Source organism: Citrobacter europaeus, from assembly GCA_020099315.1.
Classification (GTDB): Bacteria; Pseudomonadota; Gammaproteobacteria; order Enterobacterales; family Enterobacteriaceae; genus Citrobacter; species Citrobacter europaeus.
Genome location: CP083650.1, coordinates 922,553 through 940,175 on the forward strand (window position 1 = coordinate 922,553; position 17,623 = coordinate 940,175).

Annotated in this window: 13 protein-coding genes, 1 tRNA gene and 1 pseudogene; 11 read left to right on the forward strand and 4 right to left on the reverse strand. The window is 43.6% G+C overall.

Annotated features, from left to right (window positions below):
- The first annotated feature begins 2 nt into the window (after positions 1 to 2).
- From LA337_04370 to LA337_04415, 10 genes are all read left to right on the forward strand, one after another.
- Positions 3 to 680: a hypothetical protein gene (locus LA337_04370; GenBank protein ID UBI16938.1), complete on the forward strand. Its 678-nt coding sequence runs from the start codon at positions 3 to 5 to the stop codon at positions 678 to 680.
- A gap of 58 nt (positions 681 to 738) precedes the next feature.
- On the forward strand, positions 739 to 3,231 hold the full coding sequence (locus LA337_04375) for a CS1-pili formation C-terminal domain-containing protein (GenBank protein UBI16939.1): 2,493 nt from the start codon (positions 739 to 741) through the stop codon (positions 3,229 to 3,231).
- 4 nt (positions 3,232 to 3,235) lie between these two features.
- Positions 3,236 to 4,852, forward strand: a complete 1,617-nt coding sequence (locus LA337_04380) for a fimbrial protein (protein UBI16940.1) — start codon at positions 3,236 to 3,238, stop codon at positions 4,850 to 4,852.
- A complete protein-coding gene (locus LA337_04385) occupies positions 4,849 to 5,544 on the forward strand; it encodes a fimbria/pilus periplasmic chaperone (protein ID UBI16941.1) in 696 nt (231 codons plus the stop codon). Before LA337_04380 ends, LA337_04385 begins: the two co-directional genes overlap by 4 nt.
- Positions 5,545 to 5,688: 144 nt before the next feature.
- The gene (locus tag LA337_04390; GenBank protein UBI16942.1) at positions 5,689 to 6,420 is read left to right on the forward strand and encodes a winged helix-turn-helix domain-containing protein; all 732 of its coding nucleotides are present in this window, start codon (positions 5,689 to 5,691) and stop codon (positions 6,418 to 6,420) included.
- Entirely contained in the window at positions 6,395 to 6,868 is a 474-nt protein-coding gene (locus tag LA337_04395) for a hypothetical protein (protein UBI16943.1), read from the forward strand. The genes LA337_04390 and LA337_04395 overlap by 26 nt, the downstream gene beginning before the upstream one ends.
- A 341-nt stretch (positions 6,869 to 7,209) precedes the next feature.
- Positions 7,210 to 8,658, forward strand: a complete 1,449-nt coding sequence (locus tag LA337_04400) for an EAL domain-containing protein (protein UBI16944.1) — start codon at positions 7,210 to 7,212, stop codon at positions 8,656 to 8,658.
- Between the two features lie 192 nt (positions 8,659 to 8,850).
- Complete coding sequence (locus LA337_04405) at positions 8,851 to 9,315, forward strand: isoprenylcysteine carboxylmethyltransferase family protein (protein UBI16945.1); 465 nt, start codon at positions 8,851 to 8,853, stop codon at positions 9,313 to 9,315.
- A 165-nt stretch (positions 9,316 to 9,480) separates the two neighbouring features.
- A tRNA-Thr gene (locus LA337_04410) sits at positions 9,481 to 9,556 on the forward strand.
- 391 nt (positions 9,557 to 9,947) lie between these two features.
- Positions 9,948 to 10,451 (forward strand): AAA family ATPase, encoded by a 504-nt coding sequence (locus tag LA337_04415; GenBank protein ID UBI16946.1) that lies wholly within the window; start codon positions 9,948 to 9,950, stop codon positions 10,449 to 10,451.
- Positions 10,452 to 10,747: 296 nt separating this feature from the next.
- Here LA337_04415 and LA337_04420 read toward each other — a convergent pair whose 3' ends face one another.
- The 4 genes and pseudogenes from LA337_04420 to LA337_04435 form a co-directional block, all read right to left on the reverse strand.
- Positions 10,748 to 12,142, reverse strand: coding sequence for a glycerophosphodiester phosphodiesterase (locus tag LA337_04420; protein ID UBI16947.1), 1,395 nt, complete (start codon positions 12,140 to 12,142; stop codon positions 10,748 to 10,750).
- Between the two features lie 22 nt (positions 12,143 to 12,164).
- Positions 12,165 to 13,544 (reverse strand): glycerol-3-phosphate transporter, encoded by a 1,380-nt coding sequence (gene glpT / locus LA337_04425; protein UBI16948.1) that lies wholly within the window; start codon positions 13,542 to 13,544, stop codon positions 12,165 to 12,167.
- 1,075 nt (positions 13,545 to 14,619) lie between these two features.
- Positions 14,620 to 14,893: pseudogene (locus LA337_04430) on the reverse strand (VOC family protein).
- 226 nt (positions 14,894 to 15,119) lie between these two features.
- Positions 15,120 to 16,115, reverse strand: a complete 996-nt coding sequence (locus LA337_04435) for a LacI family DNA-binding transcriptional regulator (GenBank protein ID UBI16949.1) — start codon at positions 16,113 to 16,115, stop codon at positions 15,120 to 15,122.
- Between the two features lie 264 nt (positions 16,116 to 16,379).
- On the opposite strand from LA337_04435, the gene LA337_04440 reads away from it, so the two are divergent.
- Positions 16,380 to 17,618 (forward strand): MFS transporter, encoded by a 1,239-nt coding sequence (locus tag LA337_04440; protein ID UBI16950.1) that lies wholly within the window; start codon positions 16,380 to 16,382, stop codon positions 17,616 to 17,618.
- The last annotated feature ends 5 nt before the right edge of the window (positions 17,619 to 17,623 follow it).

The window sequence follows — 17,623 nt, forward strand, 5'->3', positions numbered from 1 at the left end:
TCATGAAAAAATATTTACCGACAGCGATGTTGGTAGGGTTAGTAGTATCTTTTCCCGGATTGGCAATTAATGTGGGTGAAATCACATCGATAATGACTTCTGCTGAGAGTTCATTATCGAAAGAAATTACTAATACAACTGATGCAGCGCGTTATGTCAGTGTTTCGGTAAAACAATTGTCATCACCTTTGGCGGGGGGAGTCGAAATAAAACCTGTCAATTCCGGAGAGTTACTTTCTACACCTGCCAATCTTATTCTTCCTGGTCAGGCAAAGGATGTTTTTCGCTTCTTTTATAAAGGACCTGCAGATGATCTCGAACGTTATTATCGTCTGCAATGGATAGATGAGCCGGTCACCGAGAGCGCGGAAACTCGGGCGAATAAAATGGCGGTTGCAACAGCGTCGGCTGAAATTGGCACTATTCTGGTGGTCGCGCCGCGAAAAGAGCGTTTTGAATATAGCCGAAATGGCGATGTTATTACCAATACTGGCAATGTTTCGTTTCGTGTGATCGCCTATGGCGCGTGTAAGGATAAGGCTCGCGATCAGGGACGAGGTTGTCGCGAACGTTATTACATTATGCCGGGTACGAAAATAAAATTACAGTTTACCGACATCAGCAATAGCCGTTCACGCATTGGTATTTGGCACGGTAAGCAGTTTATTACAGTGAAGTGATGGTCGATTGCAGCCATCTGTACGGGATAAATAAAAATACCGGAATGTAAGGATGCATATGACAACAACAAATATTGTCGGCGGTAGCATTTGTTTTTTTCTTGCGCTGACACCAGGATTTTCACATGCAGCCCCAGTAAAAGTGGGTAATTACGTTATTCCCAGCGCTTTCGCCCGTTCACTGGAGCAGGGAATGACGGTGCCGGTATATATTCGTTACAACGAGACTGACGAGAAAAGTCAGCAAAAAATTGCCGATGCGGTGATTTCACTTGTTGATGGCAATATTACAGTTAAAGCCCTGACTCTTGCTGAATTGCCTAATAATGCCGTGTTATCTGGAAAAACTCGTGCGTTGGTAGAAAAAATTCGTGATGTGAAATTTCACGATAACACCAATATCGAGCTATCGGACAATGCACGCCTGCAGCTCAACGTTTCTTCATTTCACCTGGAGATGATTGTCAGCAAAGATGCGTTAACTGAGGCGATTGTCGCACGCAGCAGCCTGCTTGGACCTTCCAGCGTGGAGTCTCTCTCTAACGTCCTGAACTATAACTTTGGTACCTACTACAACGATTATCATAATGGCAGCAGTACCCGCAGCTATCTGACGGTGGACAATACTACATCGCTGCGCGAGCACCATATCAACATTAACGGTTCGTTTTACGGCATCGGCGACAGCAACGGCACCAGTAAACTCTATCGTGCGATGTATGAGCGTGATTATGACGGTTATCGACTGGCGCTTGGGATGCTCGACACCTGGAATGTCCAGTCTATTGCCAGCCTGAATGCGCTGAATGGCGGGAAAATTTACGGTGTGAGCTACGGAAACAAAGGAAGTACGGTTGTTGAGAATACCGCGCTTTCACTCACGCCGATTACCGTATTTTTGCCAGCCGCTGGCGAGGTTCATGTCTTCCGTGATGGGCGTTTGCTCAGCGTCCAGAACTTTAATATGGGCAGTTATGAAATTGATACCAGTCGTTTTCCGTATGGAGTTTATGACGTCACGGTAGATATCGTGGTCAATGGCCGGACAATTAATAGTCGTATCAGCAGGGTTAATAAAATCTTTGCCCGCCAACAAGCTGCCGGGATTGATCAGCTCTCGTGGCAACTGTTTGGTGGCTCACTGGATTATGACCGTGTGAGTTATAAGCGAAATCATTATCAGGATTTGGGCAGCGAGCAGACCTGGATTGCCGGGGGGGCCGCATCGGTGACGCTGGCAATATTGTCGGGGCTGGGCCTGAAGTCCACGCTCTACGGTTTTGACAACAATGCGGTTAATGAAACGGATGTCACGCTCAATGTGAATGAATACGTAAGCATTGGCAATCAGACGCTGGTGGCGAACGATTCGTCATGGCGAAATATCAGTAACATCAACCTTAATGTACCTGAGGGATACGGTTCCCTTTGGGCATCTCGTGAAGACAGTAAAATTGGCGATCGTCTGCCCATGCAGGAGCGTGATAATTATTCCATTGGCGGGACTCTTAACCTCGGAAAGTTTATTCCTCATGGCGGCTCGCTCACCGTGAGTCAGACGGAGAATCGCTACTCGGGAAATAAATATCGTAATCTGGACTACAGCACGACCCTTTATTCAGGCAGGTATGCCACGGTTGGGTTGCGTGCAGGTATTCAGCGTTATTACTACAACAACCGGAATGACGATGGGCGGCAGGAACGTTATGTCAGTCTGGATTTATCGTTGCCGTTGGCATCCTGGTTGAGTATGGGCGTCTCCCGCGATCGCTATGGCAGTACTCAGGGTAATCTCAGCGCGCGCAAGCAGTATGCTGAGGGCCCGATTAAATCGGTCGGATTGTCGGCATCAACGCGTCTGAGTGGCGAACAGTATTACGACAATAATTATTCGGTAAACGGCAATTTGAGTTATGACACGAAATATAACGCCGGCACCGTATCGGTAACGCGTTCTGCTGACAACTCCACCAATATGAACTTCTCTTCCCAGGGTTCTCTGGCGTGGGCAGGTAAAGATTTCGGCCTGAGTAAAGAGCGACAGCGGTCTGGCATCATTGTGAAAACAGATTTGACCGGCGAGGGGAAACTGGCTGCGAAGATTAATAACCGCAATTATCTTCTCAGCGGTAAATCAAATTTCATTGCACTGCCGCCCTATGCTCAGTACAAGCTGGAAATCCTTAATGATAAAAACTCTGAGGACAGCTTCGATATTGTTTCAGGACGCAAACAGGAGCTGACGCTATATCCGGGTAACGTGGGTGTTATCAACCCTGAAGTGAAAAGCATGGTCACCGTATTCGGGCGCATTCGTTATCCCGATGGACAGTTGGCTACAAATACCGATATCCATAACCACATCGGTAAAACGCGTACGGATGAAAAGGGTGAGTTTGCTATCGATATCGATAAAAAGTATCCGGTCATCACGTTAATTTCAGCCAATGGCAATATATGCGAAGCCGATCTTGATTTGGAAAAAGCACGCGGCGCAGCGTGGGTTGGTGATGTGAAATGTGCAACGCAAACCACGATGGCGCAGAGGTAATAAAATGAAAGTATTAATTAAATTAGCTACTGTAATCTGTGCCGTAGGGAGTTTTTCACCTGTACCTGCTTTGGCGTTGAATGCAATCTCTTCCGGCTCAGTCAGTAATAACTATTTGTTTATCGAAAATGCCATTGATAGTGAATACTTTATTACCCCATCGGCACTTGATCCGCGTTTCAGCGGGTCAAACACGTGGATAAAATACGGTACCTCTCAGGTGAGTCTCGGGTATTTAGGTTTTGTCGGCTGGACTGCGCCTGGAAATTATTATCAGGACATGTGGATTGATAACTCCCCGATTAACGGGCCTTTCCGGGGAATCCGTTGTTATAGTGGCACCCAGTGCCCATCAACCGGGTTTATTGCCGGATTGGGCACTGACAAAAACGGTTTTTATCATGCGCAGGTCGGCTCTGTCGCAGGCGTTATTGGTGGCGCCTACGGATTCGCTTCCCTGACCGATACTGCTTATGAGTACTTCCGCAATGTGCCTACCGGTAGCAGCGAAACCTATGTGTTCAACCGCTGTTATACTTCTGTAAATTATGATTATTCTTCCGGGCAACGGTGCAAAGACCAATCGACAGGATCATGGAATTACGTCAATTACACGTTAACTAAACGCGGTCATCTGTCACTTGTCTCGACTAACGCATTTCAGGAGCTTTGGGTTGCCAGCGATGGTACGCCGAGCATCACCAAAGACTCTGGTTATTGCGAACTTGGCGTGGTGGGCGGTACTGACGGTGTGATTTGCAAAATGGTGAGTTATAACTTGCAACAAACGGCCAATCTGACCGGCTCCTTGACATTTCGCGCTTTTGTCGACACGGCGATGCTTGGTTTTACGCCTGGAGCGGCCACCGTGAGATACTCCGGGAATGGTTCAAACTGGTATAACTATGGTACTTCAACTGCTTATTACAACGTTTTTACCACCTCTGGAGAATACATTTATATTTTTCTGTCAAAAGCATTTTTGAAGAAGCTTGTTGATTCAGGGATCAGCATTACTAACAGTCAGCCGTTTACCTTCGGCTTTTATAATGGCTTAACACCAGAGTCAGGACACTACCAGTTTACCCCTTCGCTACAGCTCAATATTGTGCCGAAGGAGTATGGGATCAGTATCGTCTCTTCGGACAACACAGCTTCTGCGAGCGGTAGTGGCACGATTGGCAATGCCGCTCCTATAGAAATGGATTACACCGTAACCGTCTCAGGCCCCCGTCAGGCCGACAGTATTACCGCGCAAGTTATTGGGGAAAGTACGACGATAAACAGTGTCCCTTACTGTCTGTTTACGTCTGCGCAAGGCGGGCTGTCCGTCCCAATTCCCGCTTTTCTGCAGTACAACAGTCAGTCGGGGGGCGTGGTGCAAAAACGAAATAGCTGCAGTGAAGCGGCAGTCAGTATGAGAGATGCGCAGTGGCAACAGACGCCCTGGGACGCAAATAACAATGACGATGGAAGCTATTATGCTACTGATTTAAAGTTGCTTTTCCCAATGAATGATTCACGTTCGATGTTAACCGTTTCCGGCGCTGACTGGGAAGGTGTCGTCAGCGCCAGTGGAGAGATAAAAGTCACGGCGAATTGGGTGGGAGTGACGCCATGAACCGCCGCCGTCTGGCGCTTAGATGGGTATTTATTCTACTTTCCGGTCTGACAGCATTCTCTACACAGGCAGTCTACCTGGAGTCGACCATTTATGAGATGCCATCGGATAAATCATTTATCAGTAAACGAATCTATAACGATAGTCAGAAACAGAATTTATACAGTATCGGCGCAGTAAAAATTGATAAGCCGGGAGCGGGAGGTGAAAACAGAAGTGCTATTGCTGAAGGCGAACTTCTGTTTACTCCGCTGAATTTTTCACTGGCTCCGCAGGCGAGTGAGTTTTTTAAGATTTTCTACCGTGGGCCGCAGGATGATAAAGAACGCTATTACCGAATTCTGTTTCGTGAAATGCCGATCACGCTGTTTACCGAACGTAATCAAGGGAAAGGCGGCCAGGCTCTCCCGGTGATCGCTATGGACACCATATTGGTTGTTCGCCCGAGAAACATAAATCTGGCTTACACCATTGATGAGGCTAACGGAACACTGAAAAACACCGGGAATACTTTTTTTAAAATCATCGTACACCAGGGGTGCAACTCAACCGATGATGAAGCCACCATGCGTTATGTGTTGCCGGGTGAAACCTGGCGTAGTAGTGAGCTGAAAACAAAAAACCGAAAGTTTATCGTAGCGTTGCAGAAATACATCCCAGTAGGCCAGGGGTGCTTCAAACTCAATCAATAGTAAGCATTGAGTCTGATCCGATATGTCATGGTTAGATATCGAACCTATACTGTAACTATCTTTATACAATGCAGTAATCAGCTCGGCACAGATGAAACTTTGGTCATTTGTACTCCATGTCACGGTATTTAAGAGTCAGGTAGTATGAAAAGTATAATTAATGATCAGGTTGAGTACGATTCCACCAGAAAAAGCCTGAAACATCGCGATACTACAATAATCCTTTCGGCATCTACAGCGAGATTACTTGAGCTATTCATTGCCCATAAAAATCAACAACTCCACCGTGAGTTTATCATTGAAGAAGTATGGAAAAAGCATGGTATGGCCCCATCGGGTCATAGCCTTAATAAAAGTATCAGTATATTGCGAAAAGCATTTAGTGAGTTGGGGGCAGAAAATCCCATTGAAACGTTGCCCCGGCAGGGATTTTTGTTCCATGCTTCGGTCAATGATGAACAGTCATCTTTCAGTGGAGATGTACCTGTTCGTTCGGTAACAGAAACGGTGAACTCACCCGCAACACCGAAACGCAAAAACATTCTTCTATTTATTTTATTGTTTGCCTTTCTTGGGAGCGCGGTTTTGATATTGCCAACTCTTAACTCAGGTACCACGAATTTTATCTATATTAGGGCAATAGGTGATTGTGAACTTTATACAGCCGATGACAATAATGCTGATAAAACGAAAGCGTTTTTATCTTCTGATATGTGGAGAAAATTAAACGCGACCTGTCATGATGGCAAGAAAACAATAGTTTTTTATGATGATAATAATTTATCGGCAGGTAATGATCTTAAAGAGAATTTTTTGGGGATCTGTACGCTGGATAAAGGAGGTGCTGCCCGTGAATGCGAAAATTATATTTATTAGCGGGGCGATCTTTCTTGCTGTGATAACAGCATACTTTTTTTATCGCCATCAAGAACCTGAGACGCTGACCTGCTCTGCCAAGAATTACCTTCATCTGCAAGCGCAAACTCAGGGCGTAAAAATTGAAGGTGAAGTTCTGTTGGTTTTTCGTATTTCATCTGCTACCGAAGGGCGGGTATCCCAGGTAGGGAGCCTTAATATTCAGGGTAAGCACTATGCCGTAGATCGTAATGTTGTCCTGAATTTTATTGGCAAAGACCGCGACGGATATGTGCAGACTCGTCGCTTGGCTATTGTCAAAAATAAAAACGATAATGTTCCCGATGAAATTACCGAACTGCTTATGTCTCAACAGGATATTTTCTATTATAAGGTCATCCGTATCGCCGGGAATGTCTATGCGATAAGAGATCTGCGACGTACGCTCATGGTTTGTCGGGCAGCATGAATCGAGGTAATGTGTTAGTATTTTGATTTTAGTGGTTGTATGTTTTGCTGTTAATAGTATTTGTGGTCTTTTATTTTGTCTTGTGGTGAAAATGAGTAAAAGGATTTGTACTGGTGAAAATTAGGAATTTTCCTTTTTCGATATTTAAAATGGATTTACCATTTAATGGGAATACGCATATGGATAATTGTGATTATAAACTCTGAAACTACGTGATATGACTTATGGATAAAGTTAATTCACGAACCGCCTTATAATTGCTGGAGGCTGAAGGTGTTGTATATTCTCTCGTGTATATAACGAGGGACCTGCTATGCCATAAATTTAAGTTGGTGGTAACTATGAATACGAAAAAGATTTTTCTGCTCAGTTATGATATTTTTCTTTTCTCGGGAATAAAAGCGTGGCTGCCTAATTTGGTACTGGTTGATGCGCGATCATTTATTTCTGGTACCCAATCAGTTATTCCACGATACCCGTCCTGTTTGCTGGTGATCGATAACCGGTTACCATTGCTACTGGTCAGAAAATGGTTTCAGAGAAATAGCACGCAGTTTATCAACATAAACTGTATTGTTCTTCGGATGAATGAAACTCGTTCTGTTAATCGAGGATATGAGGAGTATGCATTCATTAATGGAAGAGAATTATCTGATCAATTGATTTCTCAGCTCAGAGCCAATTTAATGGCACCCAATGAGGTTGTGGAGGTCACTAAAGGTTCGACGATGTTTACTTTTCATTTGACTGAATTTGAAGAGGAAATGTTGTATGCATCATTCACAAAAGAAAAATTGCACGATTTTTGTATTGCTAACTCACTAACAACTAAGTCAGTGTATCGATATCGGGAAAGGATAACCGCTCGACTGGGATTTTCTCATTTTAATGAAACCATCATTTTTTTAACCAGGAATAATTTATTGCATGAAGGTTACCCGACAAACAATCATTCTGGTGAGAATGTAATTTACGGCGATGCATATGATGTCTCAGATTCTGGCCGACTGAGTATGGCAATAAGGAATGAAGAAATCATTCCTTATTTTCAGCCCATCGTAAATATCAGTGGGGATGTCTGTGGTGTTGAGGTTTTAGCTCGATGGCCACAGGGCCATAATTATGCGATTTCTCAGCGTGAGTTTATACCTCTGGCTGAAAAAAGTGGCTTAATGAATGAGTTAACGAGCTATTTAATGACCACCGTTGCGCGTAATCTGGTCGACGGAAGCGAGGGTATAAATAAAACGCTATTCGTCTCCTTTAATGTCAGTCCATCAGGTTTAAGTAATCCCGTTTTTTATTGGGAATGCCTTAATTTTATGGAGATAACGCAAAGGCTACCGATAAAATTAATGATTGAAATAACCGAAAATCAGACTCTCACTATCACTCCAGCCATCAAAGAGCTGATACGATCGTTGCGAAACCGAGGGGTTCTGTTTGCTTTAGATGATTTTGGGACGGGATACGCTAACCTCTGCTATCTCAATGAGTTAGACCTGGATGTTATCAAAATTGATAAAACGTTCATCAAGGCTATTAAAGAAGCTGAGCAACATATCCCTATGCTCGAGTCAATCATTCATCTTTCCGGGCTCCTGGGATTACGCATGGTGGCGGAAGGCGTTGAATACGGCTATCAGCAGCAATGGTTGGGGAAAAATAATGTGGATTACCTGCAGGGCTATCAATTTTTACCGCCAGTGATGTTTGATGATTTTATGCGTTTTTACAAGCAGTCTGTAGGGCTGTTTGAATCAGCGTCGGATTCAACTTTTTCAGCGTAAACCTGTCGGGAACATCAGGGGCGGATGCCTCTGATGCCGGTATTTTTGCAGAGGTTGGTACTACAGATCCTGCCTGTCTGGTGAAGGCGATAGCCTGTTGTGAGGGAAGCATCGTTTGTTTATGTGTCTTTTACAGGGTATTTATAGCGGTATCAGCGTTAATCAAACTGCTTCCGAGGTTAGTCCATAGCCATGCGTCATTTCCTGCAAAAATTAAGAGTCTGGTTTCCGCCGCCATTCATCTTAGTACTTTTCCTCGTTGCCGATGCGTTGACGGCGAGCCCACGTTTCACATTTGGCGCGGTAAATATCGTGATAAGCGCATTACTGGCCAGCGTCAGTTTGTGGATGATACTGCATACCGCATGGCAGATGCGGATGAAACGTACGACCCTGAACCCGCTTCATGCAAATAAATCGACCACGCTGGTTACCGGCGGATGTTACGCCTGGAGTCGCAACCCGATCTACCTTGGTATGAGCGGGCTCCAGCTTGCCTTTGCTCTGTTCGTCGGCAGCCCGGCTGGCGTAGTGGCAGTACCGCTGTTTATGCTGGCGGTTGCCAAATTGCATATTGATTTTGAAGAGGAACAATTGCGAAAACACTTCGGGCTGGAATGGGATCGCTTTGAGCGGCAGGTTCGCCGCTGGCTATAGTCTTACCCGACCGGGTACAAGCATTCCTGTCACGACACGATTCGTGCGTTATTGAAACCGGATGATGCAAAATTAGGCGTTTGATTCACAAGGCCATTGACGCATCGCCCGGTTAGTTTTAACCTTCTACCCCGTGCTCACATTCGTGGACATGTCCTTTTCAGGGCCGATATAGCTCAGTTGGTAGAGCAGCGCATTCGTAATGCGAAGGTCGTAGGTTCGACTCCTATTATCGGCACCATTTCACATTTCTCCCTGGTTTACCGAAATCAACGTAAAGTTCGTATACTGCGGTTTCTGGCCCGTGTCTTATCTCCTGTTATCAACTGGACTCACCGGAATCAAGTCACCGTTGGGGGCATAAGTGGGGGCATTCTGTGTTCGGTTTAGGGAGATACCCCCAATGAAGGTTAATGCGTGACAGGTAGACGTTGTTAAACCCTGAGATAGGCCTATAAGCTCGCAGATAATGCTGGTTTGTATTTGGAGGTCGTTCTTTCTATTCTCGATAAGTGCACTGGTTTAGGTTATGGTAATAGTTTATGAGCGCTAAAATTGACTTCGAGTGCAAATCGGAGGAAATTTCGATTGTGAATAATTATACTTAATAACCAATTTTAAAAGAGGAGAAAATGAAAAAGGTTATTATTATCAATGGTGCGATGGGGGTTGGTAAGTCGACAGTTTCAAGAGCTTTATGTGAAATCTTACCCTCTAATGTTTTTTTAGATGGTGACTGGTGTTGGGATAGCCACCCCTTTATAGTCAATGATGAAACGATTGAGTTGGTTAAAAAAAACATAACAACATTACTTAATAATTTTATTGGTTGTTCCGCCTATCAGTTCGTCGTTTTTTGTTGGGTACTGCACGACAAGCTACTGTTAAATGATATTTGTAGCAAGATAGATAAAGAATCATGCAATATACATATTTATACTCTTACTTGTTCTGAAACGGAGCTGCTGAAGAGATTAAATAAAGATATATCTTGTGGTGTTCGTAAAATCGATATTATACCGCGAGCACTTTCTCGGCTAAAGTCGTGTAACTTATTGGAAACGCAGAAAGTTGATGTCGAGGGCCAAACTGCAGAACAGGTAGCCGCTTCACTCAAAAAAATGATTATGAAATAATATGACAGGACCGCATTGTTGAAAATAACGTTGAGAACATGTCATCGCTGTAGACAATTTCTCTCAATTTTCATGATGTTAAACAGACGACCCAACGCCACCTTCTTAAAATACGCGCAAGCCAGACGCAGAATATTGATACTGCTGCGCAGCTCGTAGTTTTTTCCCGCTCTGGCATCTTTCGAGTGCTCACGTTCATTGGTGTTTAGTCAGCCTGCCAGTCCCATTTCTCAATGAGTTTAATTTCCAGGATTCCCCCGACAAAGCCGGGGGTTACCAAATTTAATTATCAATTATCATAATTTAGTTAAGTTTGAATCCTCCGTTGAGGACAAGGGTTTTATCGCTCCCTCAAATATACCACGCGCATCTATAGCTGTCCCAGTATAATCAGTAAACACCCCATCAATACCAGCCTCATAAAAGTCAAGAAGTTCATTAATTGGTTGGTTATGGTAAATACCTGCCAAATACTGTTTTTCATTCCTGAAAGTAAATGAATGTACTAATAATCCTAATATATGTGCATTAGCAATTACTTCATTAGGCTTAACTGAGTTCACTAACTTTATATCATTGCGATTACCTGTTTTTTTTGTGTTGAGAAATGTCATGACTTCCATTTTCCATGGCCCAATAATATCAGCGTATGTAGCAATTTCTTTTAATCCTGCGGGTGTAAACATACTTCCAAAATAATCAGGGTTTCCTTCAATAGTCCAGCTGTATGGACGACCAGAGACAAACGTAAGATAGTTATTTGTATTATAAATAACTTTCCCTGTGTAATAATCTACATTATTTCCATCCATTAACTGAATAACCCTGGTCTTTAGCCCTTTAGACCTTAAATATTTTAGGCTTTGTGGATCAAAACTTTGTACTATAATTGGAGATTCTTTTGAGTTTAAGTTGTTTTTTTCAATGACTTTCAAGATAGAATCTTCGAATGGATGTGAACCTAATGTCCCACATCCATTTGCGATAGCCTGACCATTATTCCAGATCGGGTTTTTTGATTCAGGGTAAATACCAATTGTACGTCCTGTACGCTTTGTTTCTTCCTTGGCTATATCAATAACTTCCTGGAAAGTTAAAATTGGGAATTTACCATTTAAAGAAGATGGTCTATCAGTAGCAGCATCAAATGATGTACCACCTATCCAATCTTTTAATTCTTTAAGCGTAAAGTCACTAACAGCCCAATCATTAGTATGATCTTCACCGTCTACAATTAACGCTTTTAAGCGTGATTTATAATCGTTAGGATCAACTAAATCAGTCAAGTATTTATCCGGACCATGATCTTTAACTTCACGCTGCCATTTTATGTCTACATAACGTCCTGGAGTGGTTCTTTTCCTTTTAGCAACCTCTGGATTAGTTTTAGCAACTTCCTCAATATTTGTATTATCCTTCATCCAGGGATTATGACGTGCAATTAATTGACAATCCTTTGTCATGTGCAAATCAAGTTCAAGGTAATCAGCACCGTTTGTTGCTGCTGACTCATAAGAAGGTCTTGTCTCTTCTGGCATTATACCAGGATAACCACGATGTCCTATAACTAAAATATCATGACCGATTTTTGTCTTATTAAATGCGATATCATCTTTAGTAGTAACCTCTTGTGCCAATAGCATTTTAGGTAACAATGCCATCATTAAAATGCTTAAAATTTCCTTTTTCATAAATATTATGCCTTATATATTGTTAAATGCCTTTTGGTGCCAATAATTTGGCTTCTTTTTTTTGAATTTCTAAATGATGCCTTTTCTCAATCAGCATGGTCCACGCAAGTAAAATGATTGCAATGATACAACCTATTATCATTGTTAAAAAACCGCCATTCCAACCAAAATGGTCAACCATTATACCAACTATAGCGTTTGCAGCAGTAGAACCCCCTAAATAACCGAACAGGCCTGTAAACCCTGCCGCGGTACCTGCAGCTTTTTTAGGAACAAGTTCTAACGCATGTAAACCAATCAACATTACAGGCCCATAAATTAAAAAACCTTCTGCTGTAATACACGCAACATCTATACCATAATGGCCTGGAGGATTAAGCCAGTAAATAATAGTACAGATAAGTACTAAAATCATAAATACTACTCCAGCAGCTCCCCTATTTGTTTTAAAGATTTTATCTGATACCCAACCACAAATTATAGTGCCCGGGATGCCTGCATATTCAAAGTATGCATAGGCCAGAGATGATTGCGTTACCGTAAAATGTTTAACTTCCTGTAAGTAGGCGGGTGACCAGTTTAGTATTCCATACCGCATCAGATAAACGAAAATATTTGCCAGTGCAATCAACCATAATGCTTTATTTTTCAGAACATAAGTGACGAAAATCTCCCTGGCACTGAACTCTTCCTCATCTCTTTTAGCATCGTAATCTTCAGGGTATTCGTTTTTCCATTCCTCTACCGAAGGCAATCCACAGGACTGCGGGGTATCACGTACCAGTATGAAAGCAATAATTGACAATACAATGGCCGCAAATGCGGGAAGGTAAATAGCAGATCGCCAATCTTTTAACCACCACATACCTAAAATAAATAGCAGAGAAGGTACGGCACCACCAACATTATGTGCACAGTTCCACACAGCGACAATTCGTCCTCGCTCCTTCTTCGTCCACCAGTGAACCATAACTCGTCCACAGGGCGGCCATCCCATTCCCTGCAGCCAGCCATTAATAAACAGCAAAATAAACATAACTGTCACGCTTGACATGGCCCAAGGGACAAATCCCATAAATAACATGACAAGCCCGGACAACAGCAACCCGAAAGGAAGGAATATTCTGGCATTGGCCCGGTCAGAAATGTTGCCCATAAAAAATTTCGACAGTCCGTATGCTATCCCTACCGCAGATAGCGCAATTCCCACATCGGCATGCGAAAATCCCTGCTGAATAAGATGTGGCTCAGCCAATGCAAAATTATTCCGTACGAAGTAATAACCAGCATAACCAAGAAAGATACCAATAAACAGTTGAAAGCGCATTTGTTTATATTCGCCATCAATTTTCTTATCGGGGATTTTTTCTTTGTGCTTAGGTGGTTCAAATAATTTCCACATAATTGATGCTCCATCAAAAAATCACTGATTTCTCTAACGACTCCCAATTGACACCATAGTCTTGTAATAATGCGTAATGCTCAGAAAAATGATTTGCCTTGTCTCAAGACGATAGAATGCATGACAGGAAAAGCAATTCATTCATATCCAGAAACATAAAGTTCCTGGGTAAGAAATATTCCCCTGCCATAGATTAGAAGTCGAGACTTAATACTGCAGGTAGACCTTATAGCATGCAATATGTGCTATGTTGTGACCACATTCACATTACATTATTAATTTCGAAATTAACTACAAAAATAAATTAAGTTCTGGTGTGAATTTAATCAGTTAAATCAATCAATTAAATCATAACTTGATGTCAACACTCTAATTCGGAATTTTAATATTTAAATGTATGTACAATTTTCACCGTGATACAAAATGTAATATCAAAAGTGAAATGATTTATTTCGACTGTAAGTTGTGTAAGTACCTATATCTGTGTTCATTGGAGCTGCTTGATTTAGGATGGGGAGATCATTAACGTTGAACTTTTCCCTGTGCAGGTTGTGGCCCTTGAGATCCGCCACAGACAGAATTTGTTGTGTAATGTTGTCGGCTCTGGGCTGTTCAATGACAACGATTGCGCAGTACCAGATTATTAGTGAAACGCCTGCTCTTTGCCATATATGGGATTACCCTAATAAAGGTAAACTGCCTTCTGAAAATAGAGCCCGCAGGCATCTCAGTTCTATGCAATTCACATAACTTACTCGTCTTTTGACCGACAACGTTCATCTTACAACTGTGAGTATCGTTACCTTTGTCATGTAACGATTACCACGTTTCACCCCTCGTGTCGTATTCATGTCTTTTCATCTTAGGGGAAGGATTTAATCCGCTGTTTGGTTCTAAGTTTTTTGAACATGTCTTGCGTGCAGTCGTAGAGCAGCAACTTTTTATAAGGGATCACCTGGGCTGAAATAGTGATCTCGTTAAGTATCCCCGTAGACAGAACTGCTGAGTAATGCATCCGTCCGGGTACTGCCGCATAATAGATAGACGCGAGCTTATTGCCATCCGGATCACATACTTAGGTACTACTGTAGTAGCCCTGACCATACTGCGGGCCCATGCCCCGGCGCGCCTTCATCTTTGTTGCCCAGGCTTAGTGCGAGTAGGTACAACTGCTTAGTATGCTAGACGGAATGCGCTTTCAGCGCCACCAACGTGCCGTTACCAGGTCTGGCAGGTTGTCAATCAAAGGGGCAGCCGATGCACAGGCCAACGGAGTGGTTGCCGTTGAACGTTCCTCACGGCACACCTTCTTCATCACGCCTGGCCTGCGGTTGCCCAAGTAGTTTTATTCTGATTAATAAACATACAATTGATGGCGAGAGGACTTAGGGGGGGAACGATTTTTGAGCACTGGTGAAATCAAGACTCGAATTCAACTCAATCGCTATGGCAACGGCCCGATATCAGGAAAGAGGAATATAAAGATGAGTTTCAGGTCATAATCATAGCCTGCGCCAGCAGTACCTGATGGTTATCCCGTCATAATGACGTAAATGGGGGAACCTGTCGGCATGTTCAAAATGATTCTCGTTGTAGCCAGGGGCTGTCGACCAGAATTTTCTCCCGGTGGCTGTCGCCATTGATAATGTGCAACGTACTTAACCGACCAATCTCATAATGTGGTAACTGGACTGTGGATAGCGGCGGTAAGAATAAATTTCCAATCCCGACGAGGTTATCATATCCCAGAACGGCAATGTCCTGTGGGATGCGGATCCCCTGTGTTAACAGGGTCTGATATACCATAAATGCGATACGGTCATTACCACAAATTACCGAATCAAATTGTGGTATGCCCTGAACTATATATCTCAGCAAAATGTCCGGAATATCACGATAGTGTTCATCTCCATATTGCATATAGCAGTGATTGAGCGTGTCAGGATTAATATTGGCTTCACGGCAGGCACGATCAAGCCCCCGACGGCGGCGTCGTGTTGCTAAATGGTTGACCGGTAAATGCAAGCAAAGAGGGCGACAGTACCCCGCTGATAATAGCGCCTTTACTGCCGTATACTGCCCTTGTTCATCATTGGGAATATAGCTGGCAACGGGTTCTCCTTTATTCTCACAGTTGGCCAGTACGCAAGGATGCTTCAGCAGCCTGGAAGGAACGTTCACCTCACGTAATCCCATCGTGGTGAAAATGATCCCTCCGGGTCGGTGTGCGAGTAGTAGATCAACAATATCGTCAGGATTGTCATCAGCAAACATGTTAACCACGAAGCTATTCCAGCCGTACGCGCGTGCGGTTTCCTCGATAGACAACGTAATGTCCACTGAAAAAGGGGTTGTGACAGTATCCAACGCGAGCACGCCAATCGTTTTATTCCTGGAACCGACACGACGAACCTGGCGGGCAGAGAGGTCCGGTACATAATTGAGCTGTAATATAGCCTCCTGTACCCTGGACAGGGTTTCTGGCTTCACACGTTTCGGATCGTTCAGCACCCGAGATACGGTCATTAGCGATACATTGGCCAGTCTGGCCACATCCTTTAGAGATGCCATAGTCTTCCGTAAAAATACTAACTACCCAATCCAGATTTTGTACCCAATCCATCTATTAACGGGTTGTGAACAAAGACAAATACCTATTCTAGGCATCGAACCATGAAGAATTGCAAGCGACGATAAAAAATGTGAGCTTGATCCTAACATAATAATGTTAACGTTAACTTTTGTGATTAACATCGATTATCGCGCCAAAATCAAGTGTACCTGCAAAATGTTAACGTTACCATCCTGACATGTCATTTCCCTGAGATTACGTAAATGAAAAAAAGACCTTCTCGCAGCTATCTGCTGCTCAGCGCGCTGTTGTTCTTTTTCTTTGTGACCTGGTCCTCATCAAGTTCACTCCTCTCTATTTGGCTGCATCAGGAAGTGGGACTAAAGGCGTCGGAAACCGGAATTATCTTTTCCGTGCTATCCGTCTCCGCGCTGTTTGCTCAGGTTTGTTATGGCTTTATTCAGGACCGACTAGGCTTACGCAAACATCTGTTATGGTGCATCACCACATTACTCATTCTCTCCGGTCCCGCTTATTTGCTGTTTAGCTATTTACTGAGTATCAACATTTTGCTTGGGAGCGTATTCGGCGGTTTGTTTATCGGGCTGACATTTAACGGCGGTATTGGCGTTCTGGAGTCCTACACCGAGCGTGTTGCGCGTCAGAGTACCTTTGAGTTTGGTCGGGCACGCATGTGGGGGTCTCTGGGCTGGGCTGTGGCTACGTTTTTTGCCGGGCTACTGTTTAACATTAACCCTGACCTTAACTTCCTGGTGGCTTCTTGCTCTGGGATAATTTTCTTCTGTCTGCTGGCCCGCTTAAAAGTCGCGGCTCCGGCAAGCATGGAAAAACTCGAAATCGGTGCTAAAAAAGTCTCTCTGGAAGATGCTCTGAATCTCCTTACTCTTCCACGTTTCTGGGCGTTGATATTCTTCGTGGTCGGCACCTGCATTTACGGCGTATACGATCAGCAATTCCCTGTCTATTTCTCTTCACAGTTCCCGTCATTAAGAGAAGGGAATGAAATGTTTGGCTATTTAAACTCTTTCCAGGTTTTTCTGGAGGCCGCTGGCATGTTTTGCGCCCCCTGGTTGGTTAACCGTATTGGCGCTAAAAATGGCTTGATATTCGCAGGAATGGTGATGGCGATGCGTATGATCGCTTCCGGGCTGGTGGAAGGGCCACTGCTTATTTCCATTACAAAATTACTTCACGCTGTCGAACTGCCGATATTGTTAGTCGCCATTTTTAAATACAACAGTCTGAATTTTGACAAGCGTCTGTCCTCCACGATTTATCTGGTTGGATTCGCCTGCACCAGTTCAATTATTGGCACCGTACTGTCCCCACTGGCAGGCTTTAGCTATGAAAAATTTGGCTTCGCCCAATCCTATCTAATCATGGGAATTATGGTGTTTTGCACCACGTTTATTTCCATTTTCCTTTTGCGCTCAAATAAGTCCTCATCTGAGCCATCCTTTTTGCAGCAAAACGTTGCGTAATGTAC